The organism is Streptomyces sp. NPDC021100 (assembly GCF_044333095.1).
GTDB lineage: Bacteria > Actinomycetota > Actinomycetes > Streptomycetales > Streptomycetaceae > Streptomyces.
The window spans coordinates 72,110-92,950 of the sequence record NZ_JBIRQH010000013.1 but is presented as its reverse complement, the minus strand read 5'-3'; the positions used below and the strand labels follow the sequence as shown (position 1 = coordinate 92,950).

Sequence of the window (20,841 nt, the reverse complement as noted above, 5' to 3'; positions counted from 1 at the left end):
CAACACATCGTCTGTGCGTGGAGCCGAACATGCCACACCAACGAACACCACAGGACCGCGCCCGCAGGGCCGCGCTGGCGGATGCCGCCGTGGGCGGCGTTCCGGCGGAGCTGCCCGGGGCGGACGGCAACGGGCCCGCGCCCGCGCCCGGTTGCGATGTCTGTGAAGCGCTCGCGCGGCAGCGGGTCGTCGCGCGGCGGGACGGTGACTTCTCGCGCGTCGTCGACTGCGACGTCGAGCTGCGGCGGCACCCGCACGGGAGGCGGCGGTGACGCAAGTGGACAGCGTGGCGCCCGCGTTCGTGCTGGCGCGGGACGGCGGGCGGGGGCTGCCCGTCGAGCCGGTGTACGAGTTCCAGTGCCGGGCCTGCCGGAAGACGTCCCGGGCGGGCGAGGGCGACCCCCTGGGAGCCGAGGTGTGGGCGCTGAAGCACACGCGGCTGCACCCGGACCACCGTACGCACTGCGCGGTGACGACCTCGTTCTGGCGGGTGGACCCGGCTGCCGCCGCCCCTGAGGAGGTGGCGCGGTGACGTACTCGCCGCTGCCCGTGACCTACCCCACCCAGCGCCACCCCGGCGCGCTGTGGCTCGTCTCCCGGGTCCTGCGGCCGCGCGAGATCCACGAGGAGTGGGCGGAGGGGCGGACGCCCGCGATCGAGATCGGGCGGCGCTTCGACGTGATCCACCTCGCGGCGGAGGCGGTGGAGGGCGGCCTCGACGGGGTGCGGACGGACGACGTCGTCGAGGCGGCGTTCCGGGCGGCGGGGATCGCGTACGGCGTGGTGGTGACCCGGCGGCGGGACGTCTACAGCGTTCTGGTGCGGGCGGGTACGGCGCGGACGTGGGCCGCCAACGGGGCGCGCGCCGTCGGGATCGACGACCACCTGCGGTACCTGCGCACGCCGCATCCCGGCCGGCGCGAGGGGCCGGGCGACTTCTGGCTGCTGCCGCCGCCGCACGCGGACGAGGTGCTGGCCGGGGCGGTGGAGGTGCGTGCGCTGCTCGCGCGGTCGGGCGGGCGGCCGGGGAGGGGTGAGGCGACCGTGACGTGGGGGGTGCGGCCGTCATCGGCGTAGGGTGAGCCGATGCCACTCGTGGAGATCACCTACGCGCCCCACGTCCCCGAGGACACCCTCCGTGAACTGCGCGACGCGCTTTCGCACTTGGTGTCCCTCGCGGTGGAGTGTCCCGAGGAGCCGTACGACGGCGATCCGCGGCCGGGCGACGTCGAATTGCGCTTCCGGCCGCTCGGGCCGCTGGACAGCGGCGGGCTGGACCTGGTCGTCGAGGTGCGGTCGAAGTGGTTCGCGAGCCGGGCCGCCGACCGCCAGGAGCGGGTGGACCGGCTGTGCGCCGGCATCCGGTCGGCGAGTGGGCTGTCCGACGTCGGCGTTTATCTGTCGCTGCCGGTCGCGGCGTGGGCGCAGGGGGAGTGAGGGGCGCGCGGCTCGGGGTGAACTGATCGGGCGGCGGGGCGGGTTCGGGCGCGGGGCGCGCGCGAGGCGGTCCCGTTCGCGCGGTGCGGTGGTCTCGTACGCTGCGTACCGGTCGGCCCGCCGTTTCCGCCGCCGCCCGCAGCCGTCAGGATCCGCGCGCGTATGACGCCAGGCGGTCGGCGAGCGCGGCGACGAGGTCGCGCAGCGCGTCGGGGCGTTCGATGACGAACGGCCGGTCGAGCGAGGCGAGGACCGGGGGCAGCCAGTCGAGCCGCTCCACCCGCAGTTCGACGCGCCGCCAGCGTTCGGCCTCGTGATCCCCCTCCGCCTCGGGCTCGTCCAGGACGGCGACGGAGGCGGGCAGGCGGGCGCGGATCCGCTCGACCGTTCCGTGGATCCGCACGGTCACCTCGTGCCGGTACGCGGCCGTGGCGAACCCCGACAGGACCCGCTGTGCCGGGCCGGGCCCCGCGGGCGCCGGGAACGAACCTGGCAGGGCCCGCGCGTCCGTGACGCGGTCGAGCCGGAGGGTCCGGTCCTCGCCGACCCCAGGGTCCTCGCCCGTGACGTACCACCGGCCCGCGTGGGCGACGATCCCGTACGCGTGCAGTGTGCGTTCGCCGCGCCGCCCGTCGCGGTCGGTGTAGCGGATCGAGACCGGGCGGCGGTGGTGCACGGCGTCGGCGAGGGTGAGCAGGATCCCGGCGTCCGGGGTGTCGAACTCGCCGGGCCGGTCGGTGAAGTCGAGGGCTTCCAGGAGGGTGTCGAGCCGGTGGGCGAGGTGCCGGGGGAGCACCCGCCGGATCTTCGCGGACGCCGTCTCGTTCGCCGTGCGCTGGGCGGTCGTCAGCCCTGTCCGGCGGCCGGCGACCAGGCCGAGGAGTACGGCCAGCGCCTCGTCGTCGCCGAGCATGAGCGGGGGCAGGCGGTATCCGGGGGCGAGGCGGTAGCCGCCGTGGCGGCCGCGTACCGATTCGACGGGCACGTCCAGGTCGGTCAGCTGGGACACGTACCGCCGCACGGTGCGTCCGTCGACGCCGAGGCGGTCGGCGAGTTCGGCCACGGTGCGGGTGCCGCCCGATTGCAGGAGTTCCAGGAGGGTCAGCACGCGGCCGGTGGGTCGGGACATGTGGACCAACGTAATGCGCATACAGGACCGGTTCTGTCCGCTATTGCTCCTAGTCTGCGCGGTGCATGCTTCCGGCGCGGCCCTTGACGGCCCTTTGAAGGAGATCCCCGTGGACTTTGTCTCGATCCGCATCATCACCGGCGACGTGGCGCGTCTCGTCGCGTTCTACGAGCGGGCCACGGGCGCGCGGGCGGTGTGGGCCACCGAGGACTTCGCGGAACTCAGGACGGCGGGCGCGACCCTCGCGATCGCGAGCACCCGGACCGTCCCGCTGTTCGCCCCCGGCTCCGCCCGCCCGGCGGAGAACCACAGCATGATCACCGAGTTCCTCGTCGACGACGTGGACCGCGTGCACCGGGACCTGGCCGGCTTCGTCACCGACGTCGTCAGCGGGCCCACCACGATGCCCTGGGGCAACCGGTCGCTGCTGTTCCGCGACCCCGACGGCAACCTCGTCAACTTCTTCACTCCCGTGACCCCGGCGGCCAAAGAGAAGTTCGCGCGGTGACACTGTGGCGGCGCGGGGGTCAGGCGCAGAGTCGCAGGATGCCGTCCTCGAAGTCCGGGAACTCGTCCGTCGCCTCGTCCATGACCGCCTTCCCGGACTGCCGGCGCTCCGGGGCGAACCGCGCCGCGAGCGCCGCGAGTTCGGGCACGCGGTGGGCGGGACGGGCGCGTTCGCGCGGGTCGACGGCCTCGGACGGGCCGAAACCGTCGGCCAGGAGCCAGAGGAAGGCCGGCAGGTCGCGGGCGACGACGCCCATTTCGCCCTCCGAGCCGAGGTGCACGACCGGCTGGGCGGTGAGGGGGGCGGCGGGCCGGACGAGCCAGGCGGCCGTGAGACCGCCCGTCCCGTCCTGGCCGAAGACGCGGAACGCGTCGCCCGTCACCTCGCCGTTGCCCGTCCAGGCGCGGAACCATGCGGTGGTCTCCTCGGCGGACAGGAACTCGGGGTAGGACTCGAAATCGATGCCGTCGCCCTCCGCGCCGTATCCGAACTCGATGCTCGCCAGGGCGTGGAGGGGTGCGGGGAGGAGGCGGTGGTCGCCCGTCGGTGTCATGGGCGCACGCTAGCGGTTGCCGCCGCTGCTCACGCCGGAGCCGCCTCGGTGGCCGCGGGCCGCCGCCACCGCGCACACCGCCGCCAGCGGGAGTTCCGCCGCGGCGGCCATGACCAGGGCCGAGGCCAGGTCGGCGCCCGGGGCAGCCGTCATCACGTCGAACCAGGCGTCGGCGACGAGCAGGGTGGCGGCCACCGCGGCCGTGAGCGTGTGGAGGGCATGGCGGCGTACGGCCAGGACGCCCGTCGTGATGAGGGCGAGGGCCTCCAGCGCGTCCAGCCCGACCCAGGCCGCCGACCACTTCGCGGCCGTGGTCTCGGACGGCAGACTCGTGGCAAGGACGAACAGCCAGGGGAGCAGGGCGATACCGCAGGCGGCCAGGGCGTAGCCGAGGAGGCGAGGGCGCGGCCGGGGCGCGGGCGCGGTGGGCGGGTGCAGGAAGACGACCTCGGCCGGCGCGCCCGCTCCGTCCGCCGGACCGCGCTCGCCCGCCGCGTCGCGTCCGGGCGGTGCGGTGCGGGGGAGGTGGAGGACGGTCATCGGGGCTCCGTGGGTCGGTCGGCGGGCGGCGGGGTGATGTGTTCCACGATGGCGGGCCGGGCCTCGCCGGTCACTGGTACCGCTGTCCGTTCCGGGGTGGCACTGGCTTCACCCCCGGGACGGGAGTGTGTGCCATGGCCCCGGTCCGACCTGCGGACCTACGGTTCTTTCATGCACATGTCCAACACCCTGCGCCGTCTGCTGCGCCCCTTCGAGAACAGCGGCGGTCCGGTCGCCTTCCACTTCTCCGGCGGCCTGATCCACACCCTGGGGCTGACGGTGCTCGCGCTGCCGTGGCTGTCCGGTGGACCGACGCGGACGTTGAGCGTCCTGGCGGCGATCTTCGGGATGTTCGCGGTGCTCGCGGCGGCCTCCCCTGTGCTGACGACGATGCAGCGGGCGCGCTTCCGGGGCTGGCTGGGGGTGGACATACACCGGCCGGAGGGGAAGGCGGGCATCCGTTCGGGGCGGTTCTGGCGGCAGGTGCAGTACCACCTGGTGCTCGGTCCCCTGATCACCGCCGCCGCGCTGACGGCGCTGGTCGTCGCGGCGGCGTCCGTGGCGGCGGCGAGTGTGTACGTCTGGATCTGGGCGCTGCCGCCGGAGGTCCGGCTGTCCGACGTCGGCTACTCGACGCACGCCGCGTACCTGACCGCCGTCGGCGTGGGCGGGCTGTACGCGGCGGTCTGGTCGACGAAGGCCCTCGCCCGGCTCGACGCGCGTGTCGCCCTGAGCCGCCTCGGGCCCACCCCCGCCGAGCTGCTGGCACGCCGGGTCGAGGAGGTCACGGAGAGCAGGGCCGGTGTCGTGGACGCGGCCGACGCCGAGCGGCGGCGCATCGAACGCGACCTGCACGACGGCGCCCAGCAGCGGCTGGTGTCGATGGCCGTCAATCTGGGACTGGCGAAGATCACGCTGACCGATCTGCCCGAGGACGCGCGGAAGGTCATCGACGAGGCGCACCGCGAGGCGAAGGCGGCGATCCAAGAACTGAGCGACCTCGTCCGGGGCCTGCACCCGGCGGTCCTGGAGGACCGCGGCCTGGACGCGGCCCTGTCCGGGATCGCCGACCGCGCCCCGCTGCCCGTCCGCGTCCGGGTGGACCTGGCGTCCCGGCCGGCGGCCGCGATCGAGGCCGTGGCGTACTTCGTCGTCTCAGAGGCGCTGGCCAACGTCGTCAAGCACGCGCAGGCGTCCCGGGCGGAGGTCACCGTCGAACGGTTCGGGGGGATACTGCTCGTGGTCGTCTCCGACGACGGCGTGGGCGGGGCGGACGAGTCGGGCGGTACGGGCCTGGCGGGGCTGGCCAAGCGGGTCGCGTCGGTGGACGGCACCTTCTCGATCAGCAGCCCCGTGGGGGGCCCGACCGTTGTGACTGTGGAGCTGCCGTGCGCGCCGTGATCGCCGAGGATTCCGTACTGCTGCGGGTGGGACTGGTGAAGGTCCTGGAGGCGGCGGGCTTCGAGGTGGCCGCCGAGGCCGGCGACGCGGAGGCGCTGCTCGCGGCGGTCGAGGAACACCGGCCGGACCTGGTGGTCAGCGACGTCCGGATGCCGCCCGGCTTCACGGACGAGGGCGTCCGGGCGGCGCTCCTCATCCGCCGGCAGTGGCCCGGCGTCGCGGTGCTGCTGCTGTCGCAGTACGTGGAGGAGCGGTACGCGGCGGACCTGCTCACCGGCGACACCCGCGGCGTCGGCTATCTGCTCAAACAGCGGGTCGCCGACGTCGAGGAGTTCATCGACGCGCTGCGGCGGGTGGCGGCGGGCGGCACGGCCCTGGACCCGCAGGTCGTCTCCCAGCTGCTGCTCCGGCGGCACAGCGACCCGCTCGACCGGCTCACCCCACGTGAGCGCGAGGTGCTGGAACTGATGGCGTCGGGGCGCTCCAACGCGGGCATCGCGGCCCAACTGGTCGTCAGCGAGAGCGCGGTGGCGAAGCACATCAACAACATCCTGGCCAAGCTGGACCTGCCGAGGGCGGACGCGGACCACCGGCGGGTGCTGGCCGTGTTGCGGTTCCTGGGGGTGGGCTGAAGGCTCCCCGCTCGCCTCGGCCTTTCACCGCGCCAGGCGCAGCACGAGGAACACCACGAAGAAGCCGAGCGCGGCGCAGAAGAGTCCTTTGGCCAGCCGCCACTGGACTGTGCGGGCCCGGGCGTACGGCTCCGTCTGCCAGGCGGTGCCGTGGGTCATCATCGGCCCGCCCAGGCACAGCACCAGCAGGGCGACCAGGAGGCCCGAGAACCAGCCGCAGGCGTTGACGCGGTCGATCTTGTAGCACGTGCTGAAGAGGCCACAGGAAGCGTTGACGCGCCGGCCCGGTTCATACTCGCGGTCGATGTCGAATCCGGTTCGCGTCCTGCCGCCGTCCCGGGGGCGGAAGGAACCCGAGCATCGGAAGGAGTCCTCGGCTCCGCGATGTGAGGACGGCAGGCGCTCGCACCGTTCGACGGTGAACGTCCCTCGCGTCCCCAGCAGACCGGACGCATGGCCGGAAATACCGCCCCCGAACACCCCGAAGACCAGCCCTGCCAGGACGAGGAGGAACCCGCCGAAGCGCGTCGCAGCACCAGATGTCTTGGGTGTGACCACCCGGGGCGGATGTCTGCGCGGGCGTGTTCTGTGTGCCATGTCGCTCGTTCCCGTTTCCGTCCTCAGACGCCGAGGCCGACGCGCTTGCGCTCGTAGCGCTCGCCGGGGGCGTAGCGGCCGAAGCTGCGGACGAGGTAGGGGAGAGCCGCGCCGAGGCCGACCGGGAAGGAGAAGATGACGGAGACACCCACAAGTACCGTGGCCACAGTCGCGGCCTTGTCCCACCGCTTGCCGAAGGGCGATTTCCCGCCGCCCATGACACCGAAGCGATCGATGGTTCGAATGTGCCGCGTGACCACGTAGGCGGTGCCGCCGCAGAGTACAGCGTAGAGACTCACCAGAACGACCAGAACAGTACCGTCGGAGGTCGCCGCTACGCCCACTCCTACCGTCATCGCAGCCGTCAGCGCGGTGATGAGGAGCCATATCAGCGTCATCTTGATGCGGCGCAGCCAGTAGGGAGCCCCCCGATGAAGCCAGGTGGTCCCGATGAACTGAAGCTCTCGGGGCGTGCCGCCGGCAGCCCGCCCGTGGCGGCGGCCGTCAGCCGAAGACGCCATGCCAAACCTTCTTGACGCCGCTTCCTATGCTGCTACCCACCTTCTTCGCCGTTTCGACGGTTTTGTCCTTCATGGCCACCACGTCATTGTCGATCCAGGCGTTGCTCGCTTCGCCGATGCTGTGGCCGATGCCCCTGAAGACTCCGTACCGGTGGATGTTGTCGCCCCAGTGTGCGTGGGTGAGCTCGTATCCGAAGGTTCCGACGCCGTAGCCCACGGCTACGCCTCCCAGCACACCGGCCGCGATGACGGGGTTCGATGCCGACGCGCCGATGAACGCGCTTTCCGCCGCGCCGCCGACCCACATGCCTGCTGCCGCCGGTGTCGCGTCCCGGGCGAACGACTCGCGCCAGGACCAGCCCCTGTTGCGGTGGTCGTCGTACATCTGAAACCCGACCATGGCGCCGGTCAGCCCGGTGCTGACGGCCCCGAACCTGCCCATGACACCCGCGCTCCTGACGCGGTAGTTCTCTGCGATGTCGCCGATGCTTACCCGAGCTGCGGCACTGCCCTTGACCCTGCGCTGCCAACCCTCGACGGACGCTGTTCGAAGCCGCTGCTCCGTCAGCTTGGCTCGGACCAGCCGGCGTTCCCTCAACTTCTCGTTCCAAGCATCACTGTTCTTGGGGAGCTTTCGCGCCTCACGCTTCAGGTCCTTGGCTTCCTGTTGGAGCTTGGCGAGCTTCTTGGCGCTTTCCTGGGAGAGCGCGGCAGGGGTGGTGTACAGCCCCCGCAGGATCTCGGCCCAAGTGAAGGAGTCGGCGCCGTTGAGGAGGCGGGGATCTCCCTTGTTGAGCATCTGGTCGAGTACGGAGTTCAGGCTGGCCGTCGCCAGCTGACGCGCGTCCTGCGCCCGCTTCAGTGCCGCGTCGCGCCCCTTCTGGTACGCGTCCAGTTCCGCCTGCTGGTCCGCCTTGCCCGTGGCACCGCCCTGGCTGTCGAGGGTCAGACCGGCCGCGCGGGCTGTGTCCTGGACGTCGCCCAGGTCGCCCTTGGCCTTCTCCAACTCCTCGGAGAGGACGGTGACGACGTCCGATACCTGCGACATGGCCTCGGCCAGTGCCGCGCCGATCGTGCTGTCATGGCCCCACACCGTCTGGAAGGCGTCCGCGCCGTCGCCGGTCCAGCCGGCCTCGTGGACGACGCTGCTCACCTTCTTGTCGAGGACCTTGGAAGTCGTGTCGTACTTCTCAGTCGCCGACGTGTAGTCCGTGGCGACCTTCTTGAGGCCGGCGAGGTCGTCGTCGATCACTTCGACACCTTGCCCATCAGGTCGTCGAGGATTTTCCGGGTGTCGATGTCCTGGTTCTGGTAATCGCTTGCGGCGGCCTGCAGGTTGCCGCCGTGCTTGGTCACCAGGTTCGTCAGCAGCTCGTGGCCGATGCCGAACGCCTCGCTGAGCCGGAGGAGGGCCGAGCTCAGGGCGGCGTCGCCGACTCCCGGGGTTGGCGGGGAGGCGAGATGCTTGAACTCCCCGAGGTGCAGGGCCTCCCGGTGGAACCCCCTGCCCGCGTCGTCGATGTGCTCGACCGTGGCCTTGAGCCGGTCAGCCATGGAGGGCCTCCCGCTCGTTCCAGGAGGACGACCCCTCCGAGGCCGGGGCGGTCGGCGGATCCACGATCACGCGCGGTACACCCGCCTCGCCCAACAGGAGGCGCAGTGCGCCGAGCGGCAGGGCGACCCACGGCTGGTCGGGGCCGAGGCAGGCGACGAGCCGTTCGGCGGACGTGAACGCCATCCCACAGTCGGTTCCGTCGGCGGCGCGCCGCGTCTCGAACTCGACCTTGTTCTCCACCTGTTGCCAGCCGTCCGCCGGGCGGGGACGTGCCGGCGCCAGGACGATGTCCTCGTCGGCGAGGGTGGGAGTACTCACGGTGCAACTCTCCTGCCGGGCGGGTGAATTGAGGCAGGAGATCAGCCTAGGAAGGCGCGTGGCGCCGGTCCATCAAGGACGCGTTATCGAGGTGTCAAGGAGCCGTCAGGGTTGGTGTATCAGCCACGCAGTCCGTGCAGGACCAGGCCGCAGACCGTGTCGAAGGCCGTGTCGATGTCCGGGTGGGACCACTCGGGCGCGTAGGCCGGGTCGTGGAAGCGGTTGGTGGCGTCCCATACGGCGCGGGCGGTGCGGTCGGGGTCGGGGAGGGAGAACTCGCCGCTCTCGGTGCCGTCGCGGAGGATGCCGGCGAGCTGGCCGACCATCGTCGCGACGTGCCGTTCGACCGTGGTGCTGTTCTCGCCGACCAGGACCATGTACGTGGCGAACAGCTCCGGGTCGTCGCCCGCCTTGCGGCGCTTGGCGGCGAAGAGGGCGGTGAGCCAGTCGCGCAGGCGCTGTTCCGCGGGGGCGTCGGCGGAGGCGATGGCGGACAGGGCCGTGTGGGACTGGTCGAGCCAGCGCTCCGTGACGGCCTCCCGGAGGGCGGCCTTGCTGCCGAAGTGCCGGTAGACGCTGCCGTGACTGACGCCGAGCGCGCGGGCGACGTCGACGACGGTCGCCTTGGCCGGGCCGAAGCGGCGCAGGACGTCCTCGGTGGCTTCGAGGATGCGGTCTTGGGTCAGGGGCTCGGGCGGCATGTGGGTACGGGTCCTTTCCTCCGGCGCCTACGCGCCTGGGACGACCGTACCCGGCCGGGGGCGGGGCCGGGGCGCGCGGGGCGGGTCCCGTTGGGACCGGGGAGGGGAGGGTGGGCAGGGGCGATACGGGCGGGCGCGGCCCGGGGTGCTCGCCGGCGTCGGGTGCCGGGGGACGTCCGCGGTGAGTCCCGGCCCCGGCGCCCGGCGGCGCCCCCCGCCCCCGCTCACCGCTCGCTGTCCAGGTGCGCCATCTGGTCCGCCGGATAGCGCTCGCCCGCGGCGGCGTCCGCGGGTATGGCCGTCTCGATGGCGGCGAGGTCGTCGGGGCCCAGGGTGACGTCCAGCGCGCCGAGCGCCTCGCCGAGCCGCTCGCGGGTGCGGGCGCCCACCAGGGGGACGATGTCGGTGCCCTGGGCGAGGACCCAGGCGATGGCCGTCTGGGCGACCGTCGCGCCCCGCTGCTCGGCGACCCCGCGCAGGGCGTCGACCAGGTCCAGGTTGCGCTGGAGGTTCTCGCCCTGGAATCGGGGGCTCACCCCGCGGAAGTCGTCGGCGGCGAGCCGGCGGTCGCGGCCGAAGTGGCCGCTGATCAGGCCGCGGGACAGGACGCCGTAGGCGGTCACGCCGATGCCCAGCTCGCGGGCGGTGGGGAGGATACGGTCCTCGATGCCGCGCGAGATCAGCGAGTACTCGATCTGGAGGTCGGAGATCGGGGCGACGGCGGCGGCACGGCGCAGGGTGTCGGCGCCGACCTCGGACAGGCCGATGTGGCGGACGTGCCCGGCCTGGACCAGCTCGGCGATGGCACCGACGGTCTCCTCGATCGGCACGTCGGGATCGACGCGGGCGATCCGGTAGACGTCGATGTGGTCGACGCCCAGCCGCCGCAGCGAGTACGCGGCGAAGTTGCGCACCGCCGCCGGGCGGCCGTCGTAGCCCGACCAGCCGCCGTCCGGGTCGCGCAGCGCGCCGAACTTGACGCTGGTGAGCGCCCGTTCGCGGTGGGTGGCCGGGGCGGAGCGCAGCGCCTCGCCGATGAGCATCTCGTTGTGGCCCATGGCGTAGAAGTCGCCGGTGTCGAGCAGGGTGACGCCCGCGTCCAGGGCGGCGTGGACGGTGGCGATCGACTCGGTCCGGTCGGTCTCGCCGTAGAGGGCGGACATGCCCATGCAGCCGAGGCCGAGGGCGGAGACCTGGGGGCCGGTGGTGCCGAGGGTGCGGTACAGCACGGGGACTCCTTCACGGAGAGAAGGCGGGAGAAGGGCACCACCAGAGTGGCACACCGAATGACAGATTTCAATATCTGTCATTCGATTCATGTCACCCATGCGGTGCGCGCACCGCCGCCGAGCCCCTCCCGGCCCCTCCCGGCCCCTCCCGGCCCCTCCGGCCTCCTCTCAGCTCACCGCCCTCGGCAGCCGCGTGCTCAGCACCACCGTCGCCGCCACCGCCACCAGCTGCACCCCGAACGTCGTCACCACCGCGTCCCGCATGCTCATCGAGGAGGACAGCGACAGGAACAGCGAGCCGAGCGTCGCCACGCCCAGCGCCATGAACGACTGCTGCGTGGTGACCATCACCCCGCTGCCCACGCCCGCCTGCGTCGCCGGCACCTCGCTCAGCACCGCCCGCAGCGTGGGCGGCAGCAGCAGGCCCTGGCCCAGGCCCTGCACCGCCAGGGCCGGCATCGGGCCCCAGACGCCGAGGCCGTCCCAGCCCCAGAAGAAGGTGAGGGCGATCCCCAGCAGGCCGGCGGCCTGCACCAGCGTTCCGCCGGTCACCGCGCGGCGGCCGTAGCGGGCGCCCAGCCGGGGGCCGAGCAGGGAGCCGGCGAAGAAGGCGACGCACATCGGCGCCAGGGCGAGCCCGGCCTCGGTCGGGTTGAGCCGCAGCCCGTCCTGGAACACCACGGCCACCACGAACATGAAGCCGCCCCAGCCCAGCGAGAACGGCACCAGCACCGCCAGACCGCTGCGGACCGAGCGGACCCGCAGCAGCGACGGCGGCACCAGCGGGGTCCGTCCGGCGGCCTCCAGCCGCCGTTCCACCCGCCAGAACGCCACCGCGGCGAACGGGAACACGCCCAGCAGCACCCAGGCCCACACCGGCCAGCCGGTCGAACGCCCCTCCGTCAGCGGGACCAGCAGCGAGACCAGGGCCACCGACAGCAGGACCGTTCCCGCGCCGTCCACCTTGGTCGGCCGGTCCGACCGCGTCTCCGGGATCAGCCGCGCCGCCATCAGCAGCGCGAGCACCGAGAGCGGCGCGTTGACCAGGAAGATCGGCCGCCAGCCGGAGCCCGCGATGTCGGCGGAGACCAGGAAGCCGCCCAGCATCTGGCCGATCACGCTCGCCACGCCTGCGGTGGCGCTGTAAAGGCTCATCGCCCGGACGCGCCGCTCACCGTGGGTCGCCGCCTGGATCGTCGCCAGGGCCTGTGGCAGCAGCAGTGCCGAGGCGGCGCCCTGGGCGACGCGGGCGGCCACCAGGCTCCAGGCGTCCGGTGCCAGACCGCACGCCACGGACGTCACGCCGAACGCGACCGTTCCCCAGAGGAACATCCGGCGCCGGCCCACCATGTCGCCCAGCCGTCCGCCGAGCACCAGCAGGACGGCGTACGCGACGCCGTACCCGCCGACGACCATCTCCAGCAGGGCCGGGCCGGCGTGCAGATCGCGGTCGATGGCGGGCAGGGCGACGTTGACGATGAAGAAGTCCACCATCGGCAGCGCGGCGCCGAGGAGCACCGTGACGAGGCCGCCGGTGCCCAGCGCCGCCGCGCGGGGGCGCGGCGGGGACGGGGTGCCGGAAGAGGCGGGGGCAGGGGGTGTCGGGGACGGGGCGGGTATCTCATCGGCTGCGCGTGCTTCGTTCACACGATGACGATGACGCACTCCGCAACCTGGTACCAGAGAGTTCTTATCCTGGTACAACGACTACCCGGCAACGGCCCTGACAGCGGGCCGCCCGTACTGCAGGCTGGAGGCATGACCACGATGGTGCAGGAGCCGCCGGCCGCCCCGCTCGTCGCCCCGGGCGACGCGACCGGGGCCCGTGGCATCCACGACGACGCGATCCGCCGCGCCGAGCTCGCGGCCTTCCTCCGCAGCCGCCGCGAGCGCATCACCCCCGAGCAGGTCGGCCTGCCGCGCGGGCGCCGCCGGCGGACCCCCGGGCTGCGCCGGGAGGAGGTCGCCCTGCGCGCCGCCGTGGGCGTCACCTGGTACACCTGGCTCGAACAGGGCCGGGACATCCAGGTCTCCGTCCAGGTCCTCGACGCCATCGCCCGCGCGCTGCTGCTCGACCGCGCCGAGCGCGCCCACCTCTTCGCCCTCGCCAACGCCTCGGACCCGGCCCCCAACGCCGAGCCCGTCGGCGTCCCGGCCGGGCTGCGCGTGATGCTGGAGCAGCTGGAGCCCTTCCCCGCCTGCGTGCAGAACGCGCGCTACGACATCCTGGCGTACAACCGCACGTACAAACAGCTCATCTGCGACCTCGACGCCCTGCCGCCCGAGGACCGCAACTGCCTCTGGCTGTACTTCACCAACGCGACCTGGTACACCGACGCGGTCGACCGGCAGGAGACCAAGCGGGCCATGGCGGCGAAGTTCCGGGCCGCGATGGCCGAGCACCTCGCCGAGCCCGCCTGGAAGTGCCTGCTGAAACGGTTGCAGGACGCGTCGCCCGAGTTCCGGGAGATGTGGGAGCGGCACGAGGTGGTCCCGCCCACGGCCAACCGGCGGCGCACCTTCCGGCACGCCCGGGTGGGCCTGCTGAACCTCGACTACACCAACCTCTGGACCGGCCCGCACCCCGGCACCCGGATGCTCGTCTTCGCCCCGACCGACGACGAGACGCACGCGCGGCTGCGGCGGCTGCTGGAGCTGGTGCGGGCCGAGGAGGGGTGAGCCCCGCGTTCACAGGGCGCGGAACGGAGTGACCGGAGCCACGGGATCCGGTCCGCCGGATGAGGGACAATGGACGGTCGCCTCACAGGCCCGGTACGTCCGTGGGGCGGCCGGACGCCCCTGGCCCACCGCCCGGACCGTCCCCAGCCCGCCCCTCCCGCACGAACGAGGAAGCCCCTCCATGACGCAGCTCCAGATCGGCCCGCACACCGTGCAGCCGCCGGTGGTCCTGGCCCCGATGGCCGGGATCACGAACGCGCCCTTCCGCACGCTGTGCCGCGAGTTCTCGGGCGGCAAGGGGCTGTTCGTCAGCGAGATGATCACCACCCGGGCGCTGGTCGAACGGGACGCCAAGACCATGCGGCTGATCCACTTCGACGGCAGCGAGAAGCCGCGCTCGATCCAGCTCTACGGCGTGGACCCGGTCTACACCGGCCGCGCCGTCCGCATGATCGTGGAAGAGGACCTGGCCGACCACATCGACCTCAACTTCGGCTGCCCCGTCCCCAAGATCACCCGCAAGGGCGGCGGCTCCGCCCTCCCCTACAAGCGGAACCTGCTGCGCGCCATCCTCCGCGAGGCCGTCGGCAACGCCGGGTCGCTGCCCGTCACCATGAAGATGCGCAAGGGCATCGACGACGACCACATCACCTTCCTGGACGCCGGCCGGATCGCCGTCGAGGAAGGCGTCACCGCCATCGCCCTGCACGGCCGCACCGCCGCCCAGCACTACGGCGGCACCGCCGACTGGGACTCCATCGCCCGCCTCAAGGAGGCCGTCCCGGAGATCCCGGTGCTCGGGAACGGCGACATCTGGTCGGCCGACGACGCTGTCCGGATGATGCGCGAGACCGGCTGCGACGGGGTCGTGGTCGGGCGCGGCTGCCTCGGGCGGCCGTGGCTGTTCGGCGACCTGGTCGCCGCCTTCGACCCCGAGGGCCCCGGTGAGCCCGCCGCGCCCACCCTGCGGGAGGTGGCGCGGGTGATGCTGCGCCACGCGGAGCTGCTGGGGGAGTGGCTGGAGAGCGAGGAGCGCGGCGTCATCGACTTCCGCAAGCACGTCGCCTGGTACACGAAGGGGTTCTCGATCGGGTCCGAGCTGCGGAGGCAGCTCGCCGTGACGTCGTCCCTGGCGGAGCTGGACGCTCTTCTGAGCGGGCTGGACCTGGACCAGGCGTGGCCGGCGGGGGCGAACGGGCCGCGCGGGCGGACGTCCGGGCGGGACCGGGTGGTGCTGCCGGAGGGGTGGCTGGACGATCCGTACGACTGTGCGGTGGTGGGGGCTGACGCGGAGCTCGACACGTCGGGCGGGTGAGGGCGCCTTGCCCCGGCGGGGGCGCCTGCGGCGGGCTGTGCCCCGGTCCCGCCCCTTCGCCGTTTCTTGCAGGGGCTCTGCCCCCGCACCCCCGAAACCGCGCTCCGCGCGGTTGTCCTCAAACGCCGGACGGGCTGATTCCCGTCCGGCGTTCGGGCTAGTGCGGCGGCGTGATTCTCGCCACCTCTGATAGGGGTCCCGCTCACATGAGCACCAAATCGAGGTGTCCATCTTCCTAAGGGTGGCACTCAGTGCCACACGCTCTGACTTCACAAACTGACGGCCGAACGGCTCAAATCTCGACGCACCGTGCTGCCCTGACTCCTCAGCGCGAAAGTGCGTTCAAGATGTGAAGGGGGTGCCCGTAAACCCCGGCTCCCTAAGCGACTTTCGATCTGCTGGCAGACGGGCGGTTACGCCCTCATGTCGTTGGAGTGGACCTCCTCAGAAGCCTTCGATCTGGGTACGCTCCCCGCCGTCAGGGCAACCCTCCCCACTGCGGCAGCGCTTTTCCCCGGGAGGTCCAGTGAAGGAGTCGAGTTCCGTGCCGGTATCCGAAGATCAGCAGAAGTTCGTCTACGACTTCACCGAGGGCAACAAGGACCTCAAGGACCTGCTCGGCGGCAAGGGTGCCAACCTCGCCGAGATGACCAACCTCGGTCTCCCGGTGCCGCCCGGATTCACCATCACCACCGAGGCGTGCAAGGTCTACCTGGCCGGGGGCCAGGAGCCGCCGGCGATGCGGGACGAGGTCACGGCGCACCTGGACGCGCTGGAGGCCCGGATGGGCAAGAAGCTCGGGCAGGCCGACGATCCGCTGCTGGTCTCCGTCCGCTCCGGCGCCAAGTTCTCGATGCCCGGCATGATGGACACCGTCCTCAACATCGGGCTCTCCGACGCGTCCGTGACGGGCCTCGCCGCGCAGGCCGGCGACGAGCGGTTCGCCTGGGACTCGTACCGCCGCCTCATCCAGATGTTCGGCAAGACCGTGCTGGGCGTCGACGGCGACCTCTTCGAGGAGGCGCTGGAGGAGGCCAAGGAGGCGAAGGGCGTCTCGACCGACGTCGAGCTGGACGCCGACGACCTCCGCGCCCTCGTCGAGCGGTTCAAGGGGATCGTCGCCGAGCGGACCGGCCGGGAGTTCCCGCAGGACCCGCGCGAGCAGATGGACCTGGCCATAAGGGCCGTCTTCGACTCCTGGAACGGCGACCGCGCCAAGCTCTACCGCCGCCAGGAGCGCATCCCCGGCGACCTGGGCACCGCCGTCAACGTCTGCTCCATGGTCTTCGGCAACCTCGGCCCGGACTCCGGCACCGGCGTCGCCTTCACCCGCGACCCCGCCAGCGGCCACCAGGGCGTCTACGGCGACTACCTGCAGAACGCGCAGGGCGAGGACGTCGTCGCCGGCATCCGCAACACCATGCCGCTCGCCGAGCTGGAGCGCATCGACAAGACGTCGTACGACCAGCTGATGCAGATCATGGAGACGCTGGAGACGCACTACCGCGACCTGTGCGACATCGAGTTCACGATCGAGCGCGGCAAGCTGTGGATGCTCCAGACCCGCGTCGGCAAGCGCACCGCCGGTGCCGCCTTCCGCATCGCGACGCAGCTGGTGGACCAGGGCCTGATCAGCGAGGCCGAGGCGCTCCAGCGGGTGACGGGCAGCCAGCTGGCGCAGCTGATGTTCCCGCGCTTCGACGAGAAGGCGAAGACCGAGTTCCTCGGCCGGGGCATCGCCGCCTCGCCGGGTGCCGCCGTCGGCAAGGCGGTCTTCGACTCGTACACCGCCGTCAAGTGGTCCCGCTCCGGTGAGAAGGTCATCCTCATCCGCCGCGAGACCAACCCCGACGACCTCGACGGCATGATCGCCGCCGAGGGCATCCTGACCTCGCGCGGCGGCAAGACCTCGCACGCCGCCGTCGTCGCCCGCGGCATGGGCAAGACCTGCGTCTGCGGCGCCGAGGAGCTCGAAGTCGACACCAAGCGGCGGCGGATGACCGCGCCCGGTGGTGTGGTGATCGAGGAGGGCGACGTCGTCTCCATCGACGGCTCGTCCGGCAAGGTCTACCTCGGCGAGGTGCCGGTCGTCCCGTCGCCGGTCGTCGAGTACTTCGAGGGCCGGATGCACGCGGGCGCCGACGACGCCGACGGGCTCGTCCAGGCCGTGCACCGGATGATGGCCTACGCGGACCGGATGCGCCGGCTCCGCGTCCGCGCCAACGCCGACAACGCCGAGGACGCCGCGCGCGCCCGCCGGTTCGGCGCCCAGGGCATCGGCCTCTGCCGCACCGAGCACATGTTCCTCGGCGAGCGCCGCGAGCTGGTCGAGCGGCTGATCCTGGCCGACACCGAGACCGAGCGCGACGAGGCCCTGGGCGCTCTCCTGCCGCTCCAGAAGGCCGACTTCGTCGAGCTGTTCGAGGCCATGGACGGCCTCCCGGTCACCGTCCGGCTGCTCGACCCGCCGCTGCACGAGTTCCTCCCGGACATCACCGAGCTGTCGGTGCGCGTCGCGCTCGCCGAGGCTCGCCAGGAGGCGCACGAGAACGAACTGCGGCTGCTCCAGGCCGTGCACAAGCTGCACGAGCAGAACCCGATGCTCGGTCTGCGCGGCGTCCGCCTCGGGCTCGTCATCCCCGGCCTGTTCGCCATGCAGGTCCGGGCGATCGCCGAGGCCGCGGCCGAGCGGCGGAACGCCAAGGGCGACCCGCGCGCCGAGATCATGATCCCGCTGGTGGGCACCGTCCAGGAGCTGGAGATCGTCCGCGAGGAGGCCGAGCGCGTCATCGCCGACGTCGAGGCCGCCACCGGCACCAGCCTCAAGCTCACCCTGGGCACCATGATCGAGCTGCCCCGCGCCGCCCTGACGGCCGGTCAGATCGCCGAGGCCGCCGAGTTCTTCTCCTTCGGCACCAACGACCTGACGCAGACGGTCTGGGGCTTCTCCCGGGACGACGTGGAGGCCAGCTTCTTCACCGCGTACCTGGAGAAGGGCATCTTCGGCGTCAGCCCCTTCGAGACGATCGACAAGGACGGCGTCGGCTCCCTGGTGCGCGCCGCGGCCGAGGCCGGCCGGGCCACCCGCCCCGACCTCAAGCTCGGCGTCTGCGGCGAGCACGGCGGCGACCCGGAGTCGGTGCACTTCTTCCACGAGGTGGGCCTGGACTACGTCTCCTGCTCCCCGTTCCGCATCCCCGTCGCCCGCCTGGAGGCCGGCCGCGCCGCCGCCCTGACCGGGGCGGTGAGCGACAGCCGGTGACACCGGCCGGATGACTCCGGAGCCGCCGATGGGATGACCTCGACCCTCGGACCGACGGCGGCTCCGGTACCGGGAAGGGGCGGTTCCGCGCACGGGGCCGCCCCTTCCGCCTGTCTCGGGGCGCCGCCTGCCCCGAGACGGACGGAGGACGTCCGTGTCCGGTACGCGGTTGCCCCCGGGGGCCGGTTAACCGGGGCGTAACGCGGGGGCCACCGGGAGATCACCGGAGCGGAACCGGCGTGTGACAGCACGTGTCCCGGGCGGCCGCCCCGGACCCCGCGGCACGGCGGAGGGGCGGCGCTCGTGCGGGAGCGCCGCCCCTCGTTTACTCCCCCACCGGGAGTTGTTGCCGCCCGCATCGGCTCGGGCGGCAACGCGCATACTCAGCGACCGCTTTTTCGCTCGCCACCCCCCACGGGAACGAGCTGGGGCGGCCCTGAGTGCGTGAATAGCATTTCGCTCCAGGGGTGTTCGCCGCGAGTCCTTTCAACTGTGGCCAAAAGGGCGTGGTAACAGCACGTATCGGTGTGCATACTCAGTGGGCGGGGGGTGACGGCGGATGTCTCATGTGGGGGTTTGGTGCTGCGTGTCCATTTCACTGGACTCGATCTGGCCCGGTTGCGCCTGGCCGGAGACCCGGACGTGCTCTGGGAAACCGTATTGAGTCTGCACCGGTTGCGGGACAAACAAGGCGAGTCGATCTACGGCGATTGGCGCACCGAAACCCGCACTCGGTTGAATAGTGAAACTCGGTTGCTGGCCCCGCTGGTTCCGCCCCGGGGCTATTTCCCGGACTTCCTGACACCGGCCGAAGGCGTACTCGGACTGGAGACCGGCGTCGAGGCGCTGCGCGCGACTCCGGCCGAACGGATCCACGACGAGCTGGGCCGGCTGCCCACGGTCCGCACCCTGCCGGCTTGGATACGATCGCTGGCCGAGGGCGACGCCCGGGCGTTCGGCAAGCTGATCACCGCCCTGCACGACTACCACGAGGCGGCCATCGCGCCGTACTGGGCGCACATCCAGGCGCGCATCGAGGCCGACCGCGCCGTACGCGGCCGGGCCCTCCTCGACGGCGGGGCGGACGCGCTGCTGTCCTCGCTGCCGCCCACCATGCGCTGGCACGCGCCGGTGCTGGAGTGCGACTACCCGGTCGACCGCGACCTGCGCCTGAACGGGCGGGGCCTGCTGCTGGTGCCGTCCTTCTTCTGCCGCGGCAACCCCGTCACCCTGCGGAACCCGGACCTGACGCCGGTCCTCGTCTACCCGGCGCGGCACTGCGCGGAGTCCGCGCCTCCGGTGCAGGACGCGCCGCGCTCGCTGGGCAAGCTGGTGGGGCAGACCCGGTCGGCGGTGCTGGGCTCCATCGGCGGCGGCTGCACCACCAGCGAACTCGCCCGCCGCGTCGGGGTGTCGGCGGCCTCGGCCAGCCAGCACGCGGGCGTCCTGCGCGAGGCCGGCCTGGTGCTCACGCTGCGGCACGGCAGCGCCGTGCTCCACACCCTCACCCCGCTGGGCGCGGCCCTGCTGCGCGGCGGCCACCGGCCGCAGGCCCACCGGGACCGGCCGGCGTTCAAGGAGCGGTCGCCCTGGGCCGTCTGAGCGGGGCCTGCCGGCCGCGCTCTCAGTCGTCGATTCCCGAGCGCTCCACTCCCGCCACGATGTACCGCTGGAGGAACAGGAACACCACCAGCAGCGGCACGATCGAGACGGCCGCCGCCACGAACAGCTCGTGCAGATTGACCGTCTGCGCGTTGTTCAGCGTCGACAGCGCCACCTGGACCGTCCACGCGTCCCGGTCCTGGCCGATGACCAGCGGCCACAGGAACGCGTTCCAGGCGCCGATGAAGACGATCGTGCCGACGGCGGCGAAGACCGGCCGCGAGTTGGGGACGACGACGCGCCAGTACGTCCGCCAGTACCCCAGCCCGTCCACCTGGGCCGCGTCCTCCAACTCCCGTGGGAACCCCAGGAAGTACTGCCGGAAGACGAAGCAGGCGAAGGCGCTGAACAGGGTGGGCACGATCAGGCCGCGCAGGGTGGAGACCCAGCCCAGCGACGACACCAGCACGAACGAGGGCACGAAGGTGACGGCCGCCGGGACCATCAGGGTGCCCAGGATCGCGTAGAAGACGGCGTTCGCGTGCCGGTACGGGATGCGGGCCAGGCCGTACCCCGCGAGGGAGGCGAGGACGAGGGTGCCGGCGGTCGTGGCGACCGCGATCAGCGTGGAGTTGAGCAGCGCGTGCGCCATCGGCACGTTCGGGTCGTCGAACAGCTCCCGGACGTTCGACCAGTGCAGCGCGCGGGGGAAGAAGGTCCAGTCGGGGGCGGTGATGTCGCTCTCCGCGGCGAGCCCGTTCCGCAGCAGCAGGTAGAACGGGACCAGGAACAGCGCGGCCAGCGCGATCAGCAGCGTCAGCCGCAGCGCGCGGCCGGCGCGGACGAGGGCGTCGTGCACGGG

The 20,841-nt window shown here is 72.3% G+C and carries 23 protein-coding genes; 11 read left to right on the top strand and 12 right to left on the bottom strand.

The features are described from left to right. Nucleotides 1-29 precede the first annotated feature (29 nt). From ACH4PU_RS22890 to ACH4PU_RS22875, 4 genes are read left to right on the top strand one after another with little or no spacing between them, the layout of a single operon-like run. Nucleotides 30-272 (top strand): hypothetical protein, encoded by a 243-nt coding sequence (locus tag ACH4PU_RS22890; protein ID WP_398275001.1) that lies wholly within the window; start codon nucleotides 30-32, stop codon nucleotides 270-272. Beyond that, nucleotides 269-532 carry a hypothetical protein gene (locus ACH4PU_RS22885; protein WP_398274998.1) on the top strand — a complete coding sequence of 88 codons (264 nt, stop codon included), beginning with the start codon at nucleotides 269-271 and terminating at the stop codon, nucleotides 530-532. Before ACH4PU_RS22890 ends, ACH4PU_RS22885 begins: the two co-directional genes overlap by 4 nt. Beyond that, nucleotides 529-1,077: a hypothetical protein gene (locus ACH4PU_RS22880; RefSeq protein ID WP_398274995.1), complete on the top strand. Its 549-nt coding sequence runs from the start codon at nucleotides 529-531 to the stop codon at nucleotides 1,075-1,077. Before ACH4PU_RS22885 ends, ACH4PU_RS22880 begins: the two co-directional genes overlap by 4 nt. Before the next feature lie 9 nt (nucleotides 1,078-1,086). After that, a complete protein-coding gene (locus ACH4PU_RS22875; RefSeq protein WP_398274992.1) occupies nucleotides 1,087-1,437 on the top strand; it encodes a hypothetical protein in 351 nt (116 codons plus the stop codon). Between the two features lie 145 nt (nucleotides 1,438-1,582). Here the strand turns inward: ACH4PU_RS22875 and ACH4PU_RS22870 are convergent, their stop codons facing one another. After that, nucleotides 1,583-2,566 carry a helix-turn-helix transcriptional regulator gene (locus tag ACH4PU_RS22870; RefSeq protein ID WP_398274989.1) on the bottom strand — a complete coding sequence of 328 codons (984 nt, stop codon included), beginning with the start codon at nucleotides 2,564-2,566 and terminating at the stop codon, nucleotides 1,583-1,585. 109 nt (nucleotides 2,567-2,675) lie between these two features. On the opposite strand from ACH4PU_RS22870, the gene ACH4PU_RS22865 reads away from it, so the two are divergent. Then, entirely contained in the window at nucleotides 2,676-3,074 is a 399-nt protein-coding gene (locus ACH4PU_RS22865; protein WP_398274986.1) for a VOC family protein, read from the top strand. 19 nt (nucleotides 3,075-3,093) lie between these two features. Here ACH4PU_RS22865 and ACH4PU_RS22860 read toward each other — a convergent pair whose 3' ends face one another. Both ACH4PU_RS22860 and ACH4PU_RS22855 read right to left on the bottom strand, forming a co-directional pair. Further along, the gene (locus tag ACH4PU_RS22860; protein ID WP_398274983.1) at nucleotides 3,094-3,627 is read right to left on the bottom strand and encodes an SMI1/KNR4 family protein; all 534 of its coding nucleotides are present in this window, start codon (nucleotides 3,625-3,627) and stop codon (nucleotides 3,094-3,096) included. A 9-nt stretch (nucleotides 3,628-3,636) separates the two neighbouring features. Continuing rightward, the gene (locus ACH4PU_RS22855) at nucleotides 3,637-4,167 is read right to left on the bottom strand and encodes a hypothetical protein (protein ID WP_398274980.1); all 531 of its coding nucleotides are present in this window, start codon (nucleotides 4,165-4,167) and stop codon (nucleotides 3,637-3,639) included. Between the two features lie 171 nt (nucleotides 4,168-4,338). On the opposite strand from ACH4PU_RS22855, the gene ACH4PU_RS22850 reads away from it, so the two are divergent. After that, the gene (locus ACH4PU_RS22850; protein WP_398274977.1) at nucleotides 4,339-5,568 is read left to right on the top strand and encodes a histidine kinase; all 1,230 of its coding nucleotides are present in this window, start codon (nucleotides 4,339-4,341) and stop codon (nucleotides 5,566-5,568) included. Further along, entirely contained in the window at nucleotides 5,556-6,200 is a 645-nt protein-coding gene (locus ACH4PU_RS22845; RefSeq protein WP_398274974.1) for a response regulator, read from the top strand. Before ACH4PU_RS22850 ends, ACH4PU_RS22845 begins: the two co-directional genes overlap by 13 nt. Nucleotides 6,201-6,224: 24 nt before the next feature. Here the strand turns inward: ACH4PU_RS22845 and ACH4PU_RS22840 are convergent, their stop codons facing one another. The 8 genes from ACH4PU_RS22840 to ACH4PU_RS22805 all read right to left on the bottom strand — a co-directional run bounded on the left by ACH4PU_RS22840 (nucleotide 6,225) and on the right by ACH4PU_RS22805 (nucleotide 12,615). Next, a complete protein-coding gene (locus ACH4PU_RS22840) occupies nucleotides 6,225-6,797 on the bottom strand; it encodes a hypothetical protein (protein ID WP_398274971.1) in 573 nt (190 codons plus the stop codon). Between the two features lie 23 nt (nucleotides 6,798-6,820). Beyond that, the gene (locus ACH4PU_RS22835; protein ID WP_398274968.1) at nucleotides 6,821-7,318 is read right to left on the bottom strand and encodes a hypothetical protein; all 498 of its coding nucleotides are present in this window, start codon (nucleotides 7,316-7,318) and stop codon (nucleotides 6,821-6,823) included. Then, on the bottom strand, nucleotides 7,302-8,570 hold the full coding sequence (locus ACH4PU_RS22830; RefSeq protein ID WP_398274965.1) for a hypothetical protein: 1,269 nt from the start codon (nucleotides 8,568-8,570) through the stop codon (nucleotides 7,302-7,304). Before ACH4PU_RS22830 ends, ACH4PU_RS22835 begins: the two co-directional genes overlap by 17 nt. After that, nucleotides 8,567-8,872 (bottom strand): DUF6317 family protein, encoded by a 306-nt coding sequence (locus ACH4PU_RS22825; protein WP_398274962.1) that lies wholly within the window; start codon nucleotides 8,870-8,872, stop codon nucleotides 8,567-8,569. Before ACH4PU_RS22825 ends, ACH4PU_RS22830 begins: the two co-directional genes overlap by 4 nt. Further along, nucleotides 8,865-9,191: an SAV_915 family protein gene (locus ACH4PU_RS22820; RefSeq protein WP_398274959.1), complete on the bottom strand. Its 327-nt coding sequence runs from the start codon at nucleotides 9,189-9,191 to the stop codon at nucleotides 8,865-8,867. The genes ACH4PU_RS22825 and ACH4PU_RS22820 overlap by 8 nt, the downstream gene beginning before the upstream one ends. Before the next feature lie 119 nt (nucleotides 9,192-9,310). Further along, nucleotides 9,311-9,892: a TetR family transcriptional regulator gene (locus tag ACH4PU_RS22815; protein ID WP_398274956.1), complete on the bottom strand. Its 582-nt coding sequence runs from the start codon at nucleotides 9,890-9,892 to the stop codon at nucleotides 9,311-9,313. Between the two features lie 224 nt (nucleotides 9,893-10,116). Continuing rightward, complete coding sequence (locus tag ACH4PU_RS22810; RefSeq protein ID WP_398274953.1) at nucleotides 10,117-11,121, bottom strand: aldo/keto reductase; 1,005 nt, start codon at nucleotides 11,119-11,121, stop codon at nucleotides 10,117-10,119. Between the two features lie 168 nt (nucleotides 11,122-11,289). After that, a complete protein-coding gene (locus ACH4PU_RS22805) occupies nucleotides 11,290-12,615 on the bottom strand; it encodes an MFS transporter (RefSeq protein WP_398275290.1) in 1,326 nt (441 codons plus the stop codon). A 264-nt stretch (nucleotides 12,616-12,879) separates the two neighbouring features. Between ACH4PU_RS22805 and ACH4PU_RS22800 the strand changes: the two genes are divergently transcribed. The 4 genes from ACH4PU_RS22800 to ACH4PU_RS22785 all read left to right on the top strand — a co-directional run bounded on the left by ACH4PU_RS22800 (nucleotide 12,880) and on the right by ACH4PU_RS22785 (nucleotide 19,979). Continuing rightward, complete coding sequence (locus tag ACH4PU_RS22800; RefSeq protein ID WP_398274950.1) at nucleotides 12,880-13,800, top strand: helix-turn-helix transcriptional regulator; 921 nt, start codon at nucleotides 12,880-12,882, stop codon at nucleotides 13,798-13,800. A 181-nt stretch (nucleotides 13,801-13,981) separates the two neighbouring features. Further along, nucleotides 13,982-15,115 carry a tRNA dihydrouridine synthase DusB gene (gene dusB / locus ACH4PU_RS22795; RefSeq protein ID WP_398274947.1) on the top strand — a complete coding sequence of 378 codons (1,134 nt, stop codon included), beginning with the start codon at nucleotides 13,982-13,984 and terminating at the stop codon, nucleotides 15,113-15,115. 544 nt (nucleotides 15,116-15,659) lie between these two features. Beyond that, complete coding sequence (gene ppdK, locus ACH4PU_RS22790; protein ID WP_398274944.1) at nucleotides 15,660-18,377, top strand: pyruvate, phosphate dikinase; 2,718 nt, start codon at nucleotides 15,660-15,662, stop codon at nucleotides 18,375-18,377. 579 nt (nucleotides 18,378-18,956) lie between these two features. Then, the gene (locus ACH4PU_RS22785) at nucleotides 18,957-19,979 is read left to right on the top strand and encodes an ArsR/SmtB family transcription factor (protein ID WP_398274941.1); all 1,023 of its coding nucleotides are present in this window, start codon (nucleotides 18,957-18,959) and stop codon (nucleotides 19,977-19,979) included. 22 nt (nucleotides 19,980-20,001) lie between these two features. Here ACH4PU_RS22785 and ACH4PU_RS22780 read toward each other — a convergent pair whose 3' ends face one another. Next, nucleotides 20,002-20,838: a carbohydrate ABC transporter permease gene (locus ACH4PU_RS22780; protein WP_398275287.1), complete on the bottom strand. Its 837-nt coding sequence runs from the start codon at nucleotides 20,836-20,838 to the stop codon at nucleotides 20,002-20,004. Nucleotides 20,839-20,841 lie beyond the last annotated feature (3 nt).